Raw genomic sequence first — 13,040 nt, 5'->3', positions numbered from 1 at the left:
GCCCGCTGCTGCCGTTGGCTTCGATCGCGGGGGCGCCAGGTCTTTCCTTCGTGACTGCACTGATCGGAACACTCATCGCCTGGTCACTGGCTGGGCCCTTGAATGTTCGATGGCAAGCATTGGCGAAGGGTGGCGCTTGCATCGTCCTCATCTTTGTGAGTGCATTGGTGACCGGTTCTCCCGGTGCCGCCCCTGACGAGGTCGTCACTGCGACCGTCGTTCAGGGCAACGTGCCGCGACTCGGCCTCGATTTCAACGCCCAACGCCGAGCGGTGCTCGACAATCATGTTGCTCGCACCGAGCAGCTCGCTGCCGATGTCGCGGCGGGTCGCGTAGCCCGGCCACGGCTTGTTATCTGGCCCGAAAATGCTTCGGATATAGATCCTTTGGTGAATCGGGATGCGGCAGAGCGACTGGACCGAGCAGCCCGTTCGATCGGGGCACCGATCCTGGTCGGTACGGTTCTCGTAGGTGAGGCGGGCACCTCGATCAACAGTGTCATGGTGTGGGATCCCACGGATGGCCCTGGCCAGCAACACATCAAACGACAACTCGTGCCGTTCGGGGAGTATCTGCCGCTCCGATCGATCGTTCGTGCAGTGTCGTCGTACGCCGATTCTGCGGGCAATTTCGTTGCCGGGAACGGGAACGGTGTCGTCGACCTCAACGGAGTTCAGGTAGCTGTTGCCACGTGTTACGAGGTGGCCTTCGACGATCTGGTGACCGAGTCGGTCCAGGCGGGAGCCACCGTCATCGCGGTTCCCACCAACAATGCGACCTTCGGCCGGACGGAGATGACCTTTCAGCAGTTGGCCATGTCGCGGGTGCGGGCAGTCGAGCACGGTCGCACTGTGTTGATCGCCGCGACCAGCGGTGTCAGTGCGATCATCACGCCGACGGGAGAGGTACGCCAACAGAGTGAGATCTTCACAGCACAAGCATTGACCGACGAGATCGCCCTGCGTTCCGATCTCACACCGGCAACACGTCTGGGCGCGGTTCCCGAGATCGCCCTGGCGGTGATCGTCCTTTCTCTCGCTGCCGCATCTCTTCGGGGGCGCGTACCGCTTCTGTCTCGGCAGAAGAACGAAACCATGAATTACTATGATTGATAGTAATTCAGTGTCGGTGCCAGCGCGCAAGGGAACGAGTCCACCAATGTCGAAGAACCGCAAGAAGAACACACCCCGCCCCCGCGGCGGTGGGGTGCCCGGTGGCCGAAGTTTTCCGTGGTCGATATCGATCGCAGTCCTGATTATCGCCGGCCTGGTCTCGGTCATCGCCTACAACATGGTGCCCAAGGCCATCGAGAGAACCGAAGCGCAAAAATACGCTCCGAGCGCGGACAACCCGGACCCGTCGAAGTCGATCGAGGGGGTGACCGAAATCGAATATGCTGCCGCCAATCATATCCAAGCGCCTCAGCGTGTGGCATACGATCAAACTCCGCCTTTGGGCGGAGCGCATGATCAGTACTGGGCAACGTGCACAGGCATCGTCTACCCGGAGCCGATTCGCACAGAGAATGCGGTGCATTCACTCGAGCACGGCGCGGTTTGGGTGTCCTACGATCCTGACTCCTTGAACTCGTCCGACGTCGATGCCCTTGCCTCCCAAGTAGATGGTGAACCGTATTCTCTGATGTCACCGTTCCCCGGCATCGATTCACCTGTTTCGATTCAATCGTGGGGGCACCAACTCAAAGTCGACAGCGTCGACGACCCCCGTATCGCAAAGTTCGTCACCTCCCTCAAACAGAACCCGAACACCCATCCGGAGGTCGGGGCCAGCTGTGCAACCGTCCCCGGCGGATTCGACCCGAAGGCTCCTTCCCCCTTCGACGCATCTCCGCCAGGCCCTGATGCGATTCCCGCAGCATCGGAGCAGTCAGCAACTGGTCTCCCCGGGGCAACGGCCACACCGACGCCCGCGATCACGGGAGAACGCCGCAATGGTTGAACACGCTCCGGTACCCATTGAGACCGAGTCGATGTCCGATTCATCGGGCAATCGCCGTGACACGAGGCCCACAGCGTTGGTTCTCGGTGTTGTCATCGCCCTGTTGGTCGGAATCGTCATCGGACTGTGGGCAAAGGGACGAATCGAAAACACCTCGCAGAGCGCCCCAGCCGTCGGCGCAGTAGAGGTCGGCTTCGCGCAGGACATGTCCGTTCACCACGGGCAAGCGGTCGAGATGTCATCCCTCGCACTGATGAACACAGCCGACCCTGCCATCCGTACGCTCGCCTACGACGTCGTCACTACTCAGCAAAGTCAGATAGGAATGATGCAGGGGTGGTTGTCCCTCTGGGATCGACCAGCCCGGGGCACGGGCGAATACATGGAGTGGATGCCCTCGACTACCTCGGCGATGAATCACTCGATGCCCGGCATGAGCACCGGACAAAATGATTCCGGCACAAATTCGTCAGCTGTGATGCCCGGCATGGCTTCTCCTGCCGAACTCGCGGAACTACGCGCGCTGACAGGGCCGGCATTCGAAATTCGCTATCTGCAATTGCTGTTGCGCCACCATCAAGGGGGAATTCCGATGGCCCAATACGCCGCCGACAATGCCGATCTCCCCGTCGTGACAAATCTTGCGCGACAGATCGCCGCCACACAGCAAGCCGAATCGACCGCATTGCGAGAACTGCTCGCAATGCGAGGCGCCCAACCGATTCCGATGAACTGACACTCTTCTCACCCGCCGTCGCATCTGCTGAACCGGGGGTTACCGAATTCTGCGAAATTCATCGACGTGGGAGGGTTTTGAGGAACTCGTTGTATGCCTCGAGATCGACGTCACCGTCCCTGGCGGCCTTTTTGTCGACGGCGGCGTTGGTGTGGGTCTCGTCGCGATTCCACCTCATCGCGAAAACCACCATGATGATCAACGCGACCGGTTCTCCGTACGACCATGCCAAAGCCCCCGCCATTTGTTGATCGGCCATCAGATCGACGTTCCAGGACGCCGGCGGATTGGTGAAGGTACTCAGAAGCGGCGAGGTTGCCATCATCAGGATCACGCCGATGAAAACATGGAGAGGCATTTCGACGAACAGGTCGAAACATCGCCCCAGGTTGCTTTGCTTGACGGGCAACGGCCCCGATGAGAGCACCGGAACGATGAACAACACTCCAGTGGCCAGGAAGAAGACCTCCAGGCCCGTGTGACCGACCCAGGACGACGCCACCAGGTCGAACACCGGAGAGAGGTAAATGCCGTAGTAGCTGAACAGGAACAGCGGAATCGTGACGCCGGGGTGTAGCAGAATCTTCGCCGTCCGGCTTCTGAGTGCCGTCAATGCAAGCTTGAGGATCGGAATTCCCCAACCTGCATGAGGCGTGGAGCGCAGCAGAAGCAGACCTGGACTGCCGAGAACCAGCAGTGGTGGAATCGCCATCGACAAGGTCAAATGCTGGAACATCCAGATACTGAAGAGTTCGTACCCGTAGCCCTCGACGGCGAGCCCCGTGACCAGGATCAGCAATATACAGCCGAAGAGGAAGCTCGCCGTCCTCGTCCACGGCCACACCCGACCGGAAGCCGTCACCCGGTAGACACCCCAGCAGTACCACGCTGCCAGTAGGACTCCGATCAGTGGTAGGACCGGGAGCGGCTGCGGCGCCCACCCCACCATTGCTCCGAACGAAGGCACGGCCTCGGGTAAACGTATCCAGTCCATCACCTACGTTGTCCCTCCCCGCTCGTACTGTGTTGTAAAATCTCAGCGCTTCGAGCGCTTGTCTCCGCGGAGAACGATGACCATCCCGATCACGAACAGGATTGCCACTGCGCCACCGAGAATCGGCAACAACAGTGGGGATCCGTCGTCGGAGTCGGCATCGGCGGTCGCCGCCGACGGCGCAACAGTTGCCGGAGGTGTTGCACCTCCGGGAAGCGGCGCCGCATTGTTCGTCGCCGCGTTCAAGGTGAAGGAGTACGACCCCGTGATCGGGTGTCCGTCCTCAGAGATCACCCGGTAACCAACGGTGTAAGTGCCAGACGACATCTGACCGGTCGTCACGAGAGAAACGCGCTCTCCCTGCACCGACGGCTCCCCGGCTCCGACCTGCGTCCCGTCGGCCGCACTGACGGTCACGTTCGCGAAACTCGTCTGAATCTCCTGATTGAAAACCAATTCCACCGAACTCGGCGCAGTGTCGAGAACTGCGTCGGCGGATGGAGTCGATCCGACCAGTGCACTGTGTGCTTGCGCGGTGCCTGCGCTTATGAGCGCACACCCCGCAGCCACCAGCAGCACAACCATTGCACGCCTCAAAATCTGTTCCTCCTACTCGGCTCACACCATCGAGGTGCGGAGTCCGGCGATCGATGCACACCGCACTTCGCTGAGACAATACCTCCGACTACTATGTTGCATAGTATTCAGGGCTGTGTGGTGGCCGGGAGGTTGCACGCATCGACGAACTCCGATCAGGTAGGCGGATCCATGAAGTTGACCACCAACGCGAAATTCTCGATAGCCCTGGTAGCTGTCTTCGCTGTCGTCCTCGGCGCACTGTTGCTCGGCAACCGCAGCGCGACGGAGACCACCAACGCCGGGGCTTCGGGCGCGTCGGTTCTTCGCGACGACACACACCTGCTGTCCACTGCGCCGGACAACGACGTCGTTCTGGTCGAATTCCTCGACTTCGAGTGCGAGGCATGCCTGGCCATGTATCCGACGATGGAGCGGATACGTGCTGAGTACGCTGACCGCATCACGTTCGGTGTACGGTACTTTCCCATTCCCAGTCACACGAACAGTGGACTCGCGGCGCGAGTGGTCGAAGCGTCGTCCCGGCAAGGGAAGTTCGTCGAGATGTACCAGCGGATGTATGACACGCAGACCCAGTGGGGCGAGTCGTCCGAGTCCCAAGAAGCAGTATTTCGTTCATTCGCACAGGATCTGGGACTCGACATGGCAGCCTTCGACGCGGATGTGAACGACCCGGCGGTCGCCGAACGTGTCGAACAGGATTTCAACGAAGGAATCGACCTGGGAGTGCAGGGCACGCCCACACTGTTCCTCAACGGCGTCCAGTTGCCGTCGATGCCGACGTACGACGATCTCACCGCTCGCATCGACGCAGCACTGTCCCAATGACATCGACGGGTTCACACGGCACCCAGATTGATGCCGGAGCGTCTTCATCTGTCGGCGCGCATCCGAAAGTGTGCTCTGCCTCTGTGACCGGATGGATTCTCGTTACTACTGGCGCTCTCGGGTTGGCGGCGTCTCTGATTCTGACCATTGAGAAGATTCAGCTTCTCGTGGATCCCTCATACCGCCCGTCCTGCAGCATCAACCCCGTCCTCAGCTGTGGATCGGTGATGAGTTCTCCCCAGGCGTCGATCTTCGGTTTCCCGAACTCGATCCTCGGCATAGTCGGGTTCACCGTCTTGCTGACCACGGGAATCGTGACCCTCGTCGCAACAAACGCACTGCCTCAATGGTATTGGCGCTGTATCGTCATCGGATTGTTCGCCGGCGCGGTGCTGGTTCACTGGCTGATATTCCAAAGCCTGTACAGAATCCAGGCACTGTGTCCGTACTGCATGCTCGTGTGGGTGGTGACAATGACAGCCCTGTGGTACGCCACTTTGCACCTGTGCACCCGTAGCCGCTCAGCCTCCTCTCGAACCGTGACGAGAATCGTGACCGTCGGCACCAAGAATCACACGCTCGTGCCTACTATTTGGGTCTTGTCCGTCGCGAGCATGATTCTCAACGCATTCTGGACCTACTGGTCGACGCTGGTCTGAGAGTCTCACGAGAATCCGCCGACGCCGTCGACCTCGGTAGTTGCGCGAGCAGTCACCCCTTAACGCAACTACTATGGATCTTAGTTTTTAGATCCGCAATCTTCTCGACCATCGGCGATTGAGGCCAGACCAAGGAGACGACCATGAAACTCATGGGTGCAGCGAAAGCGTTAGTCGACAAAGGCAAGGAGGCTGCCTCGAAGAACGCAGACAAGATCGAAAATGCAATCGACAAAACTGCCGCTTCTGCCGAAGCCAGGACGGGCGGAAAACTGACCAGCCAGATTCAGAAGGCTGCGCTTGCAGCAAAGAGAGCAATTCCTCCGAAGAAGTAGCTGCTCTCTTTGCCGTGCCGCACTGATTGCTCGTTGGTCGCCGCGCCGTACGACTGAGAATCGGCGTCGAGATCGCGAACAATCTCACTTCGGTGTGCCCCCCTCGTGACAGCACACCGAAGCGAGGAGCGCTCAGGGTTCGATCTGCGGAGGAATGACGATACTCGCGTCAAAATCTTTGTGCCACAGCCGCGCAAGGAGAGCGTAATAGGATTCGGTCACCCTCGATCGGGTCGAGAGCGCCGCTTCCGACGACTCGATTGTCGCCGGAACGAGAAGGAGGGCACGATTCGCCAACGCCGCCGCGGAACTCCCGATATCCATCACCGCGCCACTGATACTGGCTGAGGCATTCAGCACGGGGTCTGGAAGGACAGTGGCGGAACGCGTGAAGATCCGCTCTGCGTCAACCGAACCCGCTACGGCCTGGAGATGATTCTCGATTGCCGCGATTGCTTCGCTGACTCGACGGGTGTGAACCCGAAGTTTGCGAGGGTGCCGGATGTGGCGACGAGATACCGGCGGCAACGCTCGCAACCGGGCACCAGCATGGTTCGCCACACCGCCGTCGAGAGCGGCCGGCAGTACGTCTCGAATCAACCAGTCCGCGAGTGCGGCAGCAGCAGCATCGGTTGCCGGGACGATGACCACCGGCATTGTTCGTGTTGACATTGACTTTCCCATCGGTCTTCGTCGCCGAACTACTTCTTCTCGTCACCATCGGACGTGGAAGCGGTAAGTACCTGCTCCGATTCCGATGAACTCGTCTCCGGCCGATGACCGGCCCCGACGTGCGCTTCTGCCCGCATCCGAGCAACCATGTGCGGGTAATGCAATTCGAAAGCAGGGCGTTCGCTGCGGATGCGCGGCAACTCGGTGAAGTTGTGGCGCGGCGGTGGGCAGGTCGTTGCCCATTCCAGCGAGTTTCCGTATCCCCACGGATCGTCGACAGTGACAACTTCGCCGAATCGGTAGCTTTTGAAGACGTTCCAGATGAACGGGAGGGTGGATGCTCCGAGAATGAAGGACCCGATGGTCGAGACTGTATTGAGTGTGGTGAACCCGTCCGCGGGCAGGTAATCGGCGTAACGACGCGGCATACCTTCGGCACCGAGCCAGTGCTGGACGAGGAACGTCATGTGAAAGCCGACGAACGTGGTCCAGAAGTGCCACTTGCCGAGGCGCTCGTCCATCATGCGACCGGTCATCTTCGGGAACCAGAAGTAGATACCGGCGTACGTGGCGAACACGACCGTACCGAAGACCACGTAGTGGAAGTGGGCGACCACGAAGTAAGTATCCGTGACCTGAAAATCCAACGGAGGGCTGGCCAAAAGTACACCGGACAGACCACCGAAGAGGAAGGTGATCAAGAATCCGAGAGAGAACAGCATCGGTGACTCGAACGTCAAGTGTCCCTTCCACATCGTGCCGATCCAGTTGAAGATCTTCACACCTGTCGGCACGGCGATCAGGAACGTCATGAACGAGAAGTACGGCAGGAGAACAGCGCCGGTTGCGTACATGTGGTGAGCCCACACTGCGATCGACAGCGCCGCGATACCCAGCGTTGCGTACACCAGGCCGCTGTAGCCGAAGATCGGTTTGCGGCTGAAGACCGGGAAGATTTCCGAGACGATGCCGAAGAACGGCAGCGCGATGATGTACACCTCGGGGTGGCCGAAGAACCAGAACAGGTGCTGCCACAGCAGGACTCCGCCATTCGCGGGGTCGAATATGTTGCCTCCGAGGCGACGGTCGTAAAGCAGTGCGAAGAGTGCGGCGGTCAACAGCGGGAAGGCCAACAGAATCAAGACGGAGGTGATGAAGATGTTCCACGTGAAGATCGGCATGCGGAACATCGTCATGCCGGGAGCGCGTAAGCAGACAATGGTGGTGATCATGTTGACCGCGCCGAGAATCGTGCCGAGACCGGAGACGAGAAGTCCTACAATCCAGAGATCCGCACCGACTCCGGGTGAGCTGACCGCCGAACTCAGAGGTGTGTAGGCCGTCCAGCCGAAATCTGCGGCACCGCCGGGGGTGACGAACCCGCCTGTAGCGATGAGGGCGCCGAAAAGGTAGAGCCAGTAGCTGAAAGCGTTCAGTCGCGGGAAGGCGACGTCCGGCGCACCGATCTGTAGGGGGAGAACGAAATTGGCGAATCCGAACACCACCGGCGTCGCGTACAGCAGGAGCATGATCGTGCCGTGCATGGTGAAGAGTTGGTTGTACTGCTCGTTCGACAGGAATTGCATGCCCGGAATCGCCAGTTCACTACGCATGATCAACGCCATGAGTCCGCCGATGAGGAAGAACGCGAACGAAGTCACCAAATACATCAGGCCGAGTGTCTTGTGATCGGTCGTCGTCACAAGGTTCCGCAGCACCGATCCCTTCGGCGCTCTACGCGCGGGGTACGGCCGGGCGGGGATAGGGGGTGATGCAATTGCGGTCATAGTCAGCCCGCTTCCTGTCGAGACGCAAATAGAGTGTGCGCCAGAAGCATAACCCAAATACTACGTTGCATAGTTTTTGGGTTGGGGTGGCGCCTCGGCCACCCTTTCCGACTGCCGTCAGGTCACGAGGGCATGAGCGGACGCCGAAAAAACGACCATGGTGGTCAACGCGGCGATGACGGGAACGATCATCGGGAGCACCGCTGCAGAGATACAGACCAGTTTGGTGCCGCGAATCCGGGAATCCGCTTGCAGCCTGACCAAGCGCACCGAGATCTCGTCGTCACCGAGTCCGAGGGTCCACACCGGCTGAGGTAGCGGCGACGTCGCCACCACGCGCAACGCCGACCTGACGGCATCGGGGCTGGTGGCCTGTGCGGCCCGATCGTCGGCAGCTAGCTCGACCAGCCGCCGCACCGCAACAGGAGCCGCTTTGAACAGCGGGATCAACGGCAGCGCCTTCGCGAAGACTTCGCACACACTGATGATTCGGTGATGGTGACCTCGCAAGTGTGCCCGCTCGTGTGCGATCACCGCTTCACGCTCGGATGCGGTCAAGCAATCGGAAAGACCTTTGGTCGCTACGACGAACCCTGGCCGTCCCGCGACACTGTAGGCCATCGGCATCGGATGATCAAGCCAGAGAACATCATCCGATGCCGGATCTGCGCGGGCGATGATCGATACGACATCACGGTGGTAGTCGCGGACCTTCGCTCGGCCCTTATGTTGCCGATGAGCCAAGAACAAGCTGCGAGCGGCGATGAGCGCGGTAACCGCAACTCCGCCGACAGCGAGCGCTTCCCCGATCCAGGGGGCCATCGCGTGTTGGAAGGCAGTGAAGCATCGCACAAGGGCCTCGGAGAGTCCTTCGGCCGGCGCATGGCTCGGCCACAGAAGGATCGCTACTGCCGATACGGCAAAGAACCCCAGACCTGCGATGCTGCCGATCCATGCCGCGAGAATCGCTGCAGGAGCCAGAGTGGTCGATTCGAAACGCCGCAAAACCTTGGGCATGAACGCTCCGATGAGCACCGCCCCGAGAAAGAGGACTGCAGCGAGAGTCATCTACCGAACCTTGCCGTGATCCAGTGCTCGCCGCAGTGCCTCGTATTCGTCATCGGAGACGTTTTGCGCGAAGTGCAGAAGCGCTGAAACAGAGTCATTGCTGTTGTCGAGTAATTCGCGCATGGCCAGCGAGGCAGCTTCATCGCGGCTACGCGATGGCGAATAGATGTACGCGCGGCTTCGTTTTTCCCTCTGCACCCAACCTTTTTCGTGAAGGTGCGTCACGACGGTCAAGATCGTGGTGTATGCCTTCGGGGCGCCGCCCTCGAAGCGGTCGACCAGATCCCGCACAGACTGCGGCTCGTCTGCATCCCACAGGAGATCCATCACTTCGGATTCGAGCCCGCCGAGCCTCTTCATCTTCCTTCCCCCTTCGAAAATCGTCGATTGCGTCAGTCACTGATGGCCGGAGGCTGGATCTGTACCCCGCGCGCGTCCAACCATGCCATGGGATCGACCTTCTGGCCGTCTGCCTGCCACACCTCGTAATGCAGATGTGGCCCTGTTGATTGTCCTCTGTTTCCTACCGTCGCAATCAATTCTCCGGCACGCACCTTTTGACCCGCGGTTACCAGAGTCTCGTTGATGTGTCCGAAGACCCCGATTGTCCCGTCATCCTGCAGGATACGGACCCACAGTCCGAAACCCGACGCAGGTCCGGACTCGAGTACCGTACCGTCGGTCACGGACACGATAGGCGTACCAATCTCATTGGCAATGTCCAACCCGTAGTGAGTCGACCCCCACCGCGGTCCGTAGTTCGAGGTCAATGTTCCGCTCACTGGAGCCATCGTCAGCGGCTGGCGCGCAGCCTCCTCTCTCGAAGCGCGCTCGGCGTCGCGTTCGGTGCCTCGAGCCAGCTGTTCGGCCAACTTCCCCAGGTCGGCCACTTTGGGGACCTGAAGAATTTCCGGAGCCGAAGCCAGTGCCTGCTCGACGAGAGGTGCCAGCGGTTGCTGGTCGAGCTCGACAGGAGCACTGACGCTCCCTGCCGAGGCATGTGAAGCGGATGTTCCGGCGGCGAGCAAAGCGCCGGTGGCAACAGAGAGAACCAAGGCCCGCCCACCAGGACGACTGCGGGACTGTCGGCGATGAGCGCCGCCTCGTCGCGAGTGAACGCTTCCAACGCCGGATTCAACGTCGACTGCTGACGTGGTGGAGATCCGGATCGAGTCGCCCTCCAGGTTGTGACCACTGTGGAGAGTGCCGAAAAGGTAACTTTCCCGAAGCGTGCAGTCGAGATCGTCGGTGTCGGGCTTGCGGTGTCGGGCCAAGATCGCATTCCTTGCGTCGCGGAAGGTCACAGAATGGTGACGGTCCCAGTCAGCGTACTACTATTTCGCATAGTTTTTCATCGGGCGTTGACAAGAGATCACACTCTCGATGAAAAGCCTCACTGCGAGTACTCACTTTTCCCTCCTGACTTGCTGAGAGTCGGTCTCTCGACCCGCACAGCGCCTGATGACAAGGATCCCTGTAGCAATTGCCAGGGGAATTACTCCGACAGCGAGTATCAGTCCGGCACCGAGGCGCTGATCTCGTGCGAGGTCCTCTAGCCAACCTCGCTGCAACGATGTGAAGTACCAATCGGCAATCACCGCGTCAGTGGCAATCAAGGCTGCTGCGAGGCACGCATAGGCGAAGAACGCCGCCAGAAGAAGGACCGTTCTGATTGCGGGGCTTGCTCGTCTCGGCAAGGGATCGACGCCGACCATGACCCAGAAGAACATGAAACCGCAGATCAGCAGGGTGCCATTGATCACCAGATGGGGGACGTGCGAGCCGGCGACAGCGCTGTACATCCCCCCCAGGTAAAGGAGAGGCAGGGCTCCGGCGAAAATCACAGCAATCACATAGGGCTGGGACACGAATCGGAACCAGGAGCCTCTGTACACGCTTTGCGCCCATTCCCTCAGCCCGGGCGCATCTCCGGACGATCGTCGAACGGAGAGCCTAAACAGCGTGAACGGGGCGCCCAGGACCAGACAGAGTGGAGCAAGGACCGCCACGGCGGACGTTGCGGCCATATGCACACTCATCACTGCGGGTGCATATCTACCCACTCCCGACGATGTTGCGACAAGCAACACGAGGCACCCCAGAGCCCAGCTGACCGATCGGCACGTCGACCACTGCACGCCCTGCTGCCGGAGGCGAAAAACGCCGACGAAGTAGCACGCAGCCAACACCACGGCGAGAGTTCCGAAAATGAGATCGAATCGCCAGTCGACGAGCAAGCGGCCCGCAGTCGGTACGCCATCGAGCGCATACCCGAGTACCTCCTCGACTCTGCTCGGATCCTGTCGTTCCATGGGCGCCGGGGGCGGCGTGCGGCCCAGCGCGACGGCGATACCGACGGTTACTGCGAGAACGACCGACTCCACCACTGCCAGACGAATGAAGGTGCGACCGTCGCCGGGGTCCTTCGTCAGTTCGGCGATCGCGACTTTCCGTTGGCGCCAACCCGCCAGTCCCGTGAGGACCAAGGCGGCGACTTTGGCAAGAATCAAGACACCGTAGGTGCTACTCCACACCTCGGTGAGCGGCACCCGCACGGCAGCGTTGACCACACCGCTGATCGCTATGACGACGAACGCCATGAGTGCCACGGCCGAGAAGCGGCGCGCGGCGAAGTCGAGATAGCTCCCCTTTCTGCGGGCATGCAGCACGAGAGCCGCTATTCCTCCCATCCAGATCGACGCCGCAAGGATATGCAGAACCAAACTGTTCGTGGCGATGTCGTGGGATCCTCCCGAGGAGGAGTGACCCGACAGTGCCCTGGGGAGCAGGCTGAACAAAGCGAATGCGAGGAGTAACGGTGTCCACGAATATCGCAGGGTCAGACGACACGCAATCGCGAGCACGAGTGCGAGTCCTGCGGTCCATGCCCATGCAGTGGTGACATCGATGTCCGCAATCGCGCGAGCGAACAGCCCTGGATCGGCGAACACGACGGAGAGAGGTTGGCCTGAACTGTCCGAGAGGGTGAGTGGAACGAGAAGCGCCGCGCATACCGCCCAGATAGCGGCGGCGACGCTTGCGGTTCGTAGCGCCAGATATCCGTCGACATCGAGTACACCTGAAGCTTGAGGCGGAACGAGAACGGCAGCCAAAAGCAGACTGCCTACGGTAATCACGGCGGCAACCTCGCCGAACGCCATCACTGCGGGGAGTCCGTAAGTGGTCAGGGGACCTGGATCAGGAAGTCCGAGCAATCGCAGCGCTTCGGATGTTGACGCCCTAGCCAACACCGCTGCAGTGATCGCGGCTACGACACCCCATCCCAACACTTTCCGCGTGGGTCGTCCGATGACAAGAATATCGGCGCGAGTGTCATCCGGTTCGGTTTCGATCATTGCGGGTGGGGCCTCTCGGGGTGTGGATCTCGCCCGCGCGATCGGCGCT

General features: G+C 60.4%; 14 protein-coding genes. 6 read left to right on the top strand and 8 right to left on the bottom strand.

Annotation, left to right across the window (positions count from 1 at the left end; all coding sequences use genetic code 11):
- From lnt to G9U53_RS32045, 3 genes are all read left to right on the top strand, one after another.
- Window positions 1-1,112, top strand: a 1,112-nt coding sequence (gene lnt / locus G9U53_RS32055) for an apolipoprotein N-acyltransferase (protein WP_165639922.1), incomplete at its 5' end; no start/stop codon positions are given.
- A 46-nt stretch (window positions 1,113-1,158) separates the two neighbouring features.
- Window positions 1,159-1,959: a DUF3105 domain-containing protein gene (locus G9U53_RS32050; protein WP_011133455.1), complete on the top strand. Its 801-nt coding sequence runs from the start codon at window positions 1,159-1,161 to the stop codon at window positions 1,957-1,959.
- A 31-nt stretch (window positions 1,960-1,990) separates the two neighbouring features.
- A complete protein-coding gene (locus G9U53_RS32045) occupies window positions 1,991-2,695 on the top strand; it encodes a DUF305 domain-containing protein (protein WP_095996212.1) in 705 nt (234 codons plus the stop codon).
- Between the two features lie 58 nt (window positions 2,696-2,753).
- Here G9U53_RS32045 and G9U53_RS32040 read toward each other — a convergent pair whose 3' ends face one another.
- Window positions 2,754-3,689 carry a cytochrome c oxidase assembly protein gene (locus G9U53_RS32040; RefSeq protein WP_030538024.1) on the bottom strand — a complete coding sequence of 312 codons (936 nt, stop codon included), beginning with the start codon at window positions 3,687-3,689 and terminating at the stop codon, window positions 2,754-2,756.
- A gap of 42 nt (window positions 3,690-3,731) precedes the next feature.
- Window positions 3,732-4,274, bottom strand: a complete 543-nt coding sequence (locus G9U53_RS32035; RefSeq protein ID WP_225320455.1) for a copper resistance CopC family protein — start codon at window positions 4,272-4,274, stop codon at window positions 3,732-3,734.
- A 183-nt stretch (window positions 4,275-4,457) separates the two neighbouring features.
- Between G9U53_RS32035 and G9U53_RS32030 the strand changes: the two genes are divergently transcribed.
- The 3 genes from G9U53_RS32030 to G9U53_RS32020 all read left to right on the top strand — a co-directional run bounded on the left by G9U53_RS32030 (window position 4,458) and on the right by G9U53_RS32020 (window position 6,108).
- Window positions 4,458-5,114 carry a thioredoxin domain-containing protein gene (locus G9U53_RS32030; RefSeq protein WP_030538023.1) on the top strand — a complete coding sequence of 219 codons (657 nt, stop codon included), beginning with the start codon at window positions 4,458-4,460 and terminating at the stop codon, window positions 5,112-5,114.
- Window positions 5,111-5,773: a vitamin K epoxide reductase family protein gene (locus G9U53_RS32025; RefSeq protein WP_030538022.1), complete on the top strand. Its 663-nt coding sequence runs from the start codon at window positions 5,111-5,113 to the stop codon at window positions 5,771-5,773. Before G9U53_RS32030 ends, G9U53_RS32025 begins: the two co-directional genes overlap by 4 nt.
- A 143-nt stretch (window positions 5,774-5,916) precedes the next feature.
- A complete protein-coding gene (locus G9U53_RS32020; protein WP_030538021.1) occupies window positions 5,917-6,108 on the top strand; it encodes an antitoxin in 192 nt (63 codons plus the stop codon).
- 132 nt (window positions 6,109-6,240) lie between these two features.
- Here G9U53_RS32020 and G9U53_RS32015 read toward each other — a convergent pair whose 3' ends face one another.
- The 6 genes from G9U53_RS32015 to G9U53_RS31990 form a co-directional block, all read right to left on the bottom strand.
- On the bottom strand, window positions 6,241-6,780 hold the full coding sequence (locus G9U53_RS32015; protein ID WP_011133446.1) for a hypothetical protein: 540 nt from the start codon (window positions 6,778-6,780) through the stop codon (window positions 6,241-6,243).
- A gap of 29 nt (window positions 6,781-6,809) precedes the next feature.
- The gene (gene ctaD, locus G9U53_RS32010; protein WP_011133445.1) at window positions 6,810-8,567 is read right to left on the bottom strand and encodes a cytochrome c oxidase subunit I; all 1,758 of its coding nucleotides are present in this window, start codon (window positions 8,565-8,567) and stop codon (window positions 6,810-6,812) included.
- A 117-nt stretch (window positions 8,568-8,684) separates the two neighbouring features.
- On the bottom strand, window positions 8,685-9,635 hold the full coding sequence (locus G9U53_RS32005; RefSeq protein WP_011133444.1) for a M56 family metallopeptidase: 951 nt from the start codon (window positions 9,633-9,635) through the stop codon (window positions 8,685-8,687).
- Window positions 9,636-9,995 carry a BlaI/MecI/CopY family transcriptional regulator gene (locus tag G9U53_RS32000; RefSeq protein ID WP_011133443.1) on the bottom strand — a complete coding sequence of 120 codons (360 nt, stop codon included), beginning with the start codon at window positions 9,993-9,995 and terminating at the stop codon, window positions 9,636-9,638.
- A 32-nt stretch (window positions 9,996-10,027) separates the two neighbouring features.
- Entirely contained in the window at window positions 10,028-10,909 is an 882-nt protein-coding gene (locus tag G9U53_RS31995) for a M23 family metallopeptidase (RefSeq protein ID WP_225320456.1), read from the bottom strand.
- Between the two features lie 132 nt (window positions 10,910-11,041).
- Entirely contained in the window at window positions 11,042-12,991 is a 1,950-nt protein-coding gene (locus tag G9U53_RS31990) for a bifunctional copper resistance protein CopD/cytochrome c oxidase assembly protein (RefSeq protein WP_051721010.1), read from the bottom strand.
- Window positions 12,992-13,040: the final 49 nt, after the last annotated feature.

This window comes from Rhodococcus sp. D-46, assembly GCF_011290655.1.
GTDB lineage: Bacteria > Actinomycetota > Actinomycetes > Mycobacteriales > Mycobacteriaceae > Rhodococcus_F > Rhodococcus_F qingshengii.
Note: the sequence above shows the minus strand (reverse complement) of the source record. Positions and strands in the feature narration are given on the sequence as shown.

Bases quoted from the DNA above. Each gene is read 5' to 3' on its own strand.
- G9U53_RS32050 (WP_011133455.1), top strand. From the start codon at position 1,159: ATGTCGAAGAACCGCAAGAAGAACACACCCCGCCCCCGCGGCGGTGGG.
- G9U53_RS32045 (WP_095996212.1), top strand. From the start codon at position 1,991: ATGTCCGATTCATCGGGCAATCGCCGTGACACGAGGCCCACAGCGTTG.
- G9U53_RS32040 (WP_030538024.1), bottom strand. From the start codon at position 3,689: ATGGACTGGATACGTTTACCCGAGGCCGTGCCTTCGTTCGGAGCAATG.
- G9U53_RS32035 (WP_225320455.1), bottom strand. From the start codon at position 4,274: ATGGTTGTGCTGCTGGTGGCTGCGGGGTGTGCGCTCATAAGCGCAGGC.
- G9U53_RS32030 (WP_030538023.1), top strand. From the start codon at position 4,458: ATGAAGTTGACCACCAACGCGAAATTCTCGATAGCCCTGGTAGCTGTC.
- G9U53_RS32025 (WP_030538022.1), top strand. From the start codon at position 5,111: ATGACATCGACGGGTTCACACGGCACCCAGATTGATGCCGGAGCGTCT.
- G9U53_RS32020 (WP_030538021.1), top strand. From the start codon at position 5,917: ATGAAACTCATGGGTGCAGCGAAAGCGTTAGTCGACAAAGGCAAGGAG.
- G9U53_RS32015 (WP_011133446.1), bottom strand. From the start codon at position 6,780: ATGTCAACACGAACAATGCCGGTGGTCATCGTCCCGGCAACCGATGCT.
- ctaD (WP_011133445.1), bottom strand. From the start codon at position 8,567: ATGACCGCAATTGCATCACCCCCTATCCCCGCCCGGCCGTACCCCGCG.
- G9U53_RS32005 (WP_011133444.1), bottom strand. From the start codon at position 9,635: ATGACTCTCGCTGCAGTCCTCTTTCTCGGGGCGGTGCTCATCGGAGCG.
- G9U53_RS32000 (WP_011133443.1), bottom strand. From the start codon at position 9,995: ATGAAGAGGCTCGGCGGGCTCGAATCCGAAGTGATGGATCTCCTGTGG.
- G9U53_RS31990 (WP_051721010.1), bottom strand. From the start codon at position 12,991: ATGATCGAAACCGAACCGGATGACACTCGCGCCGATATTCTTGTCATC.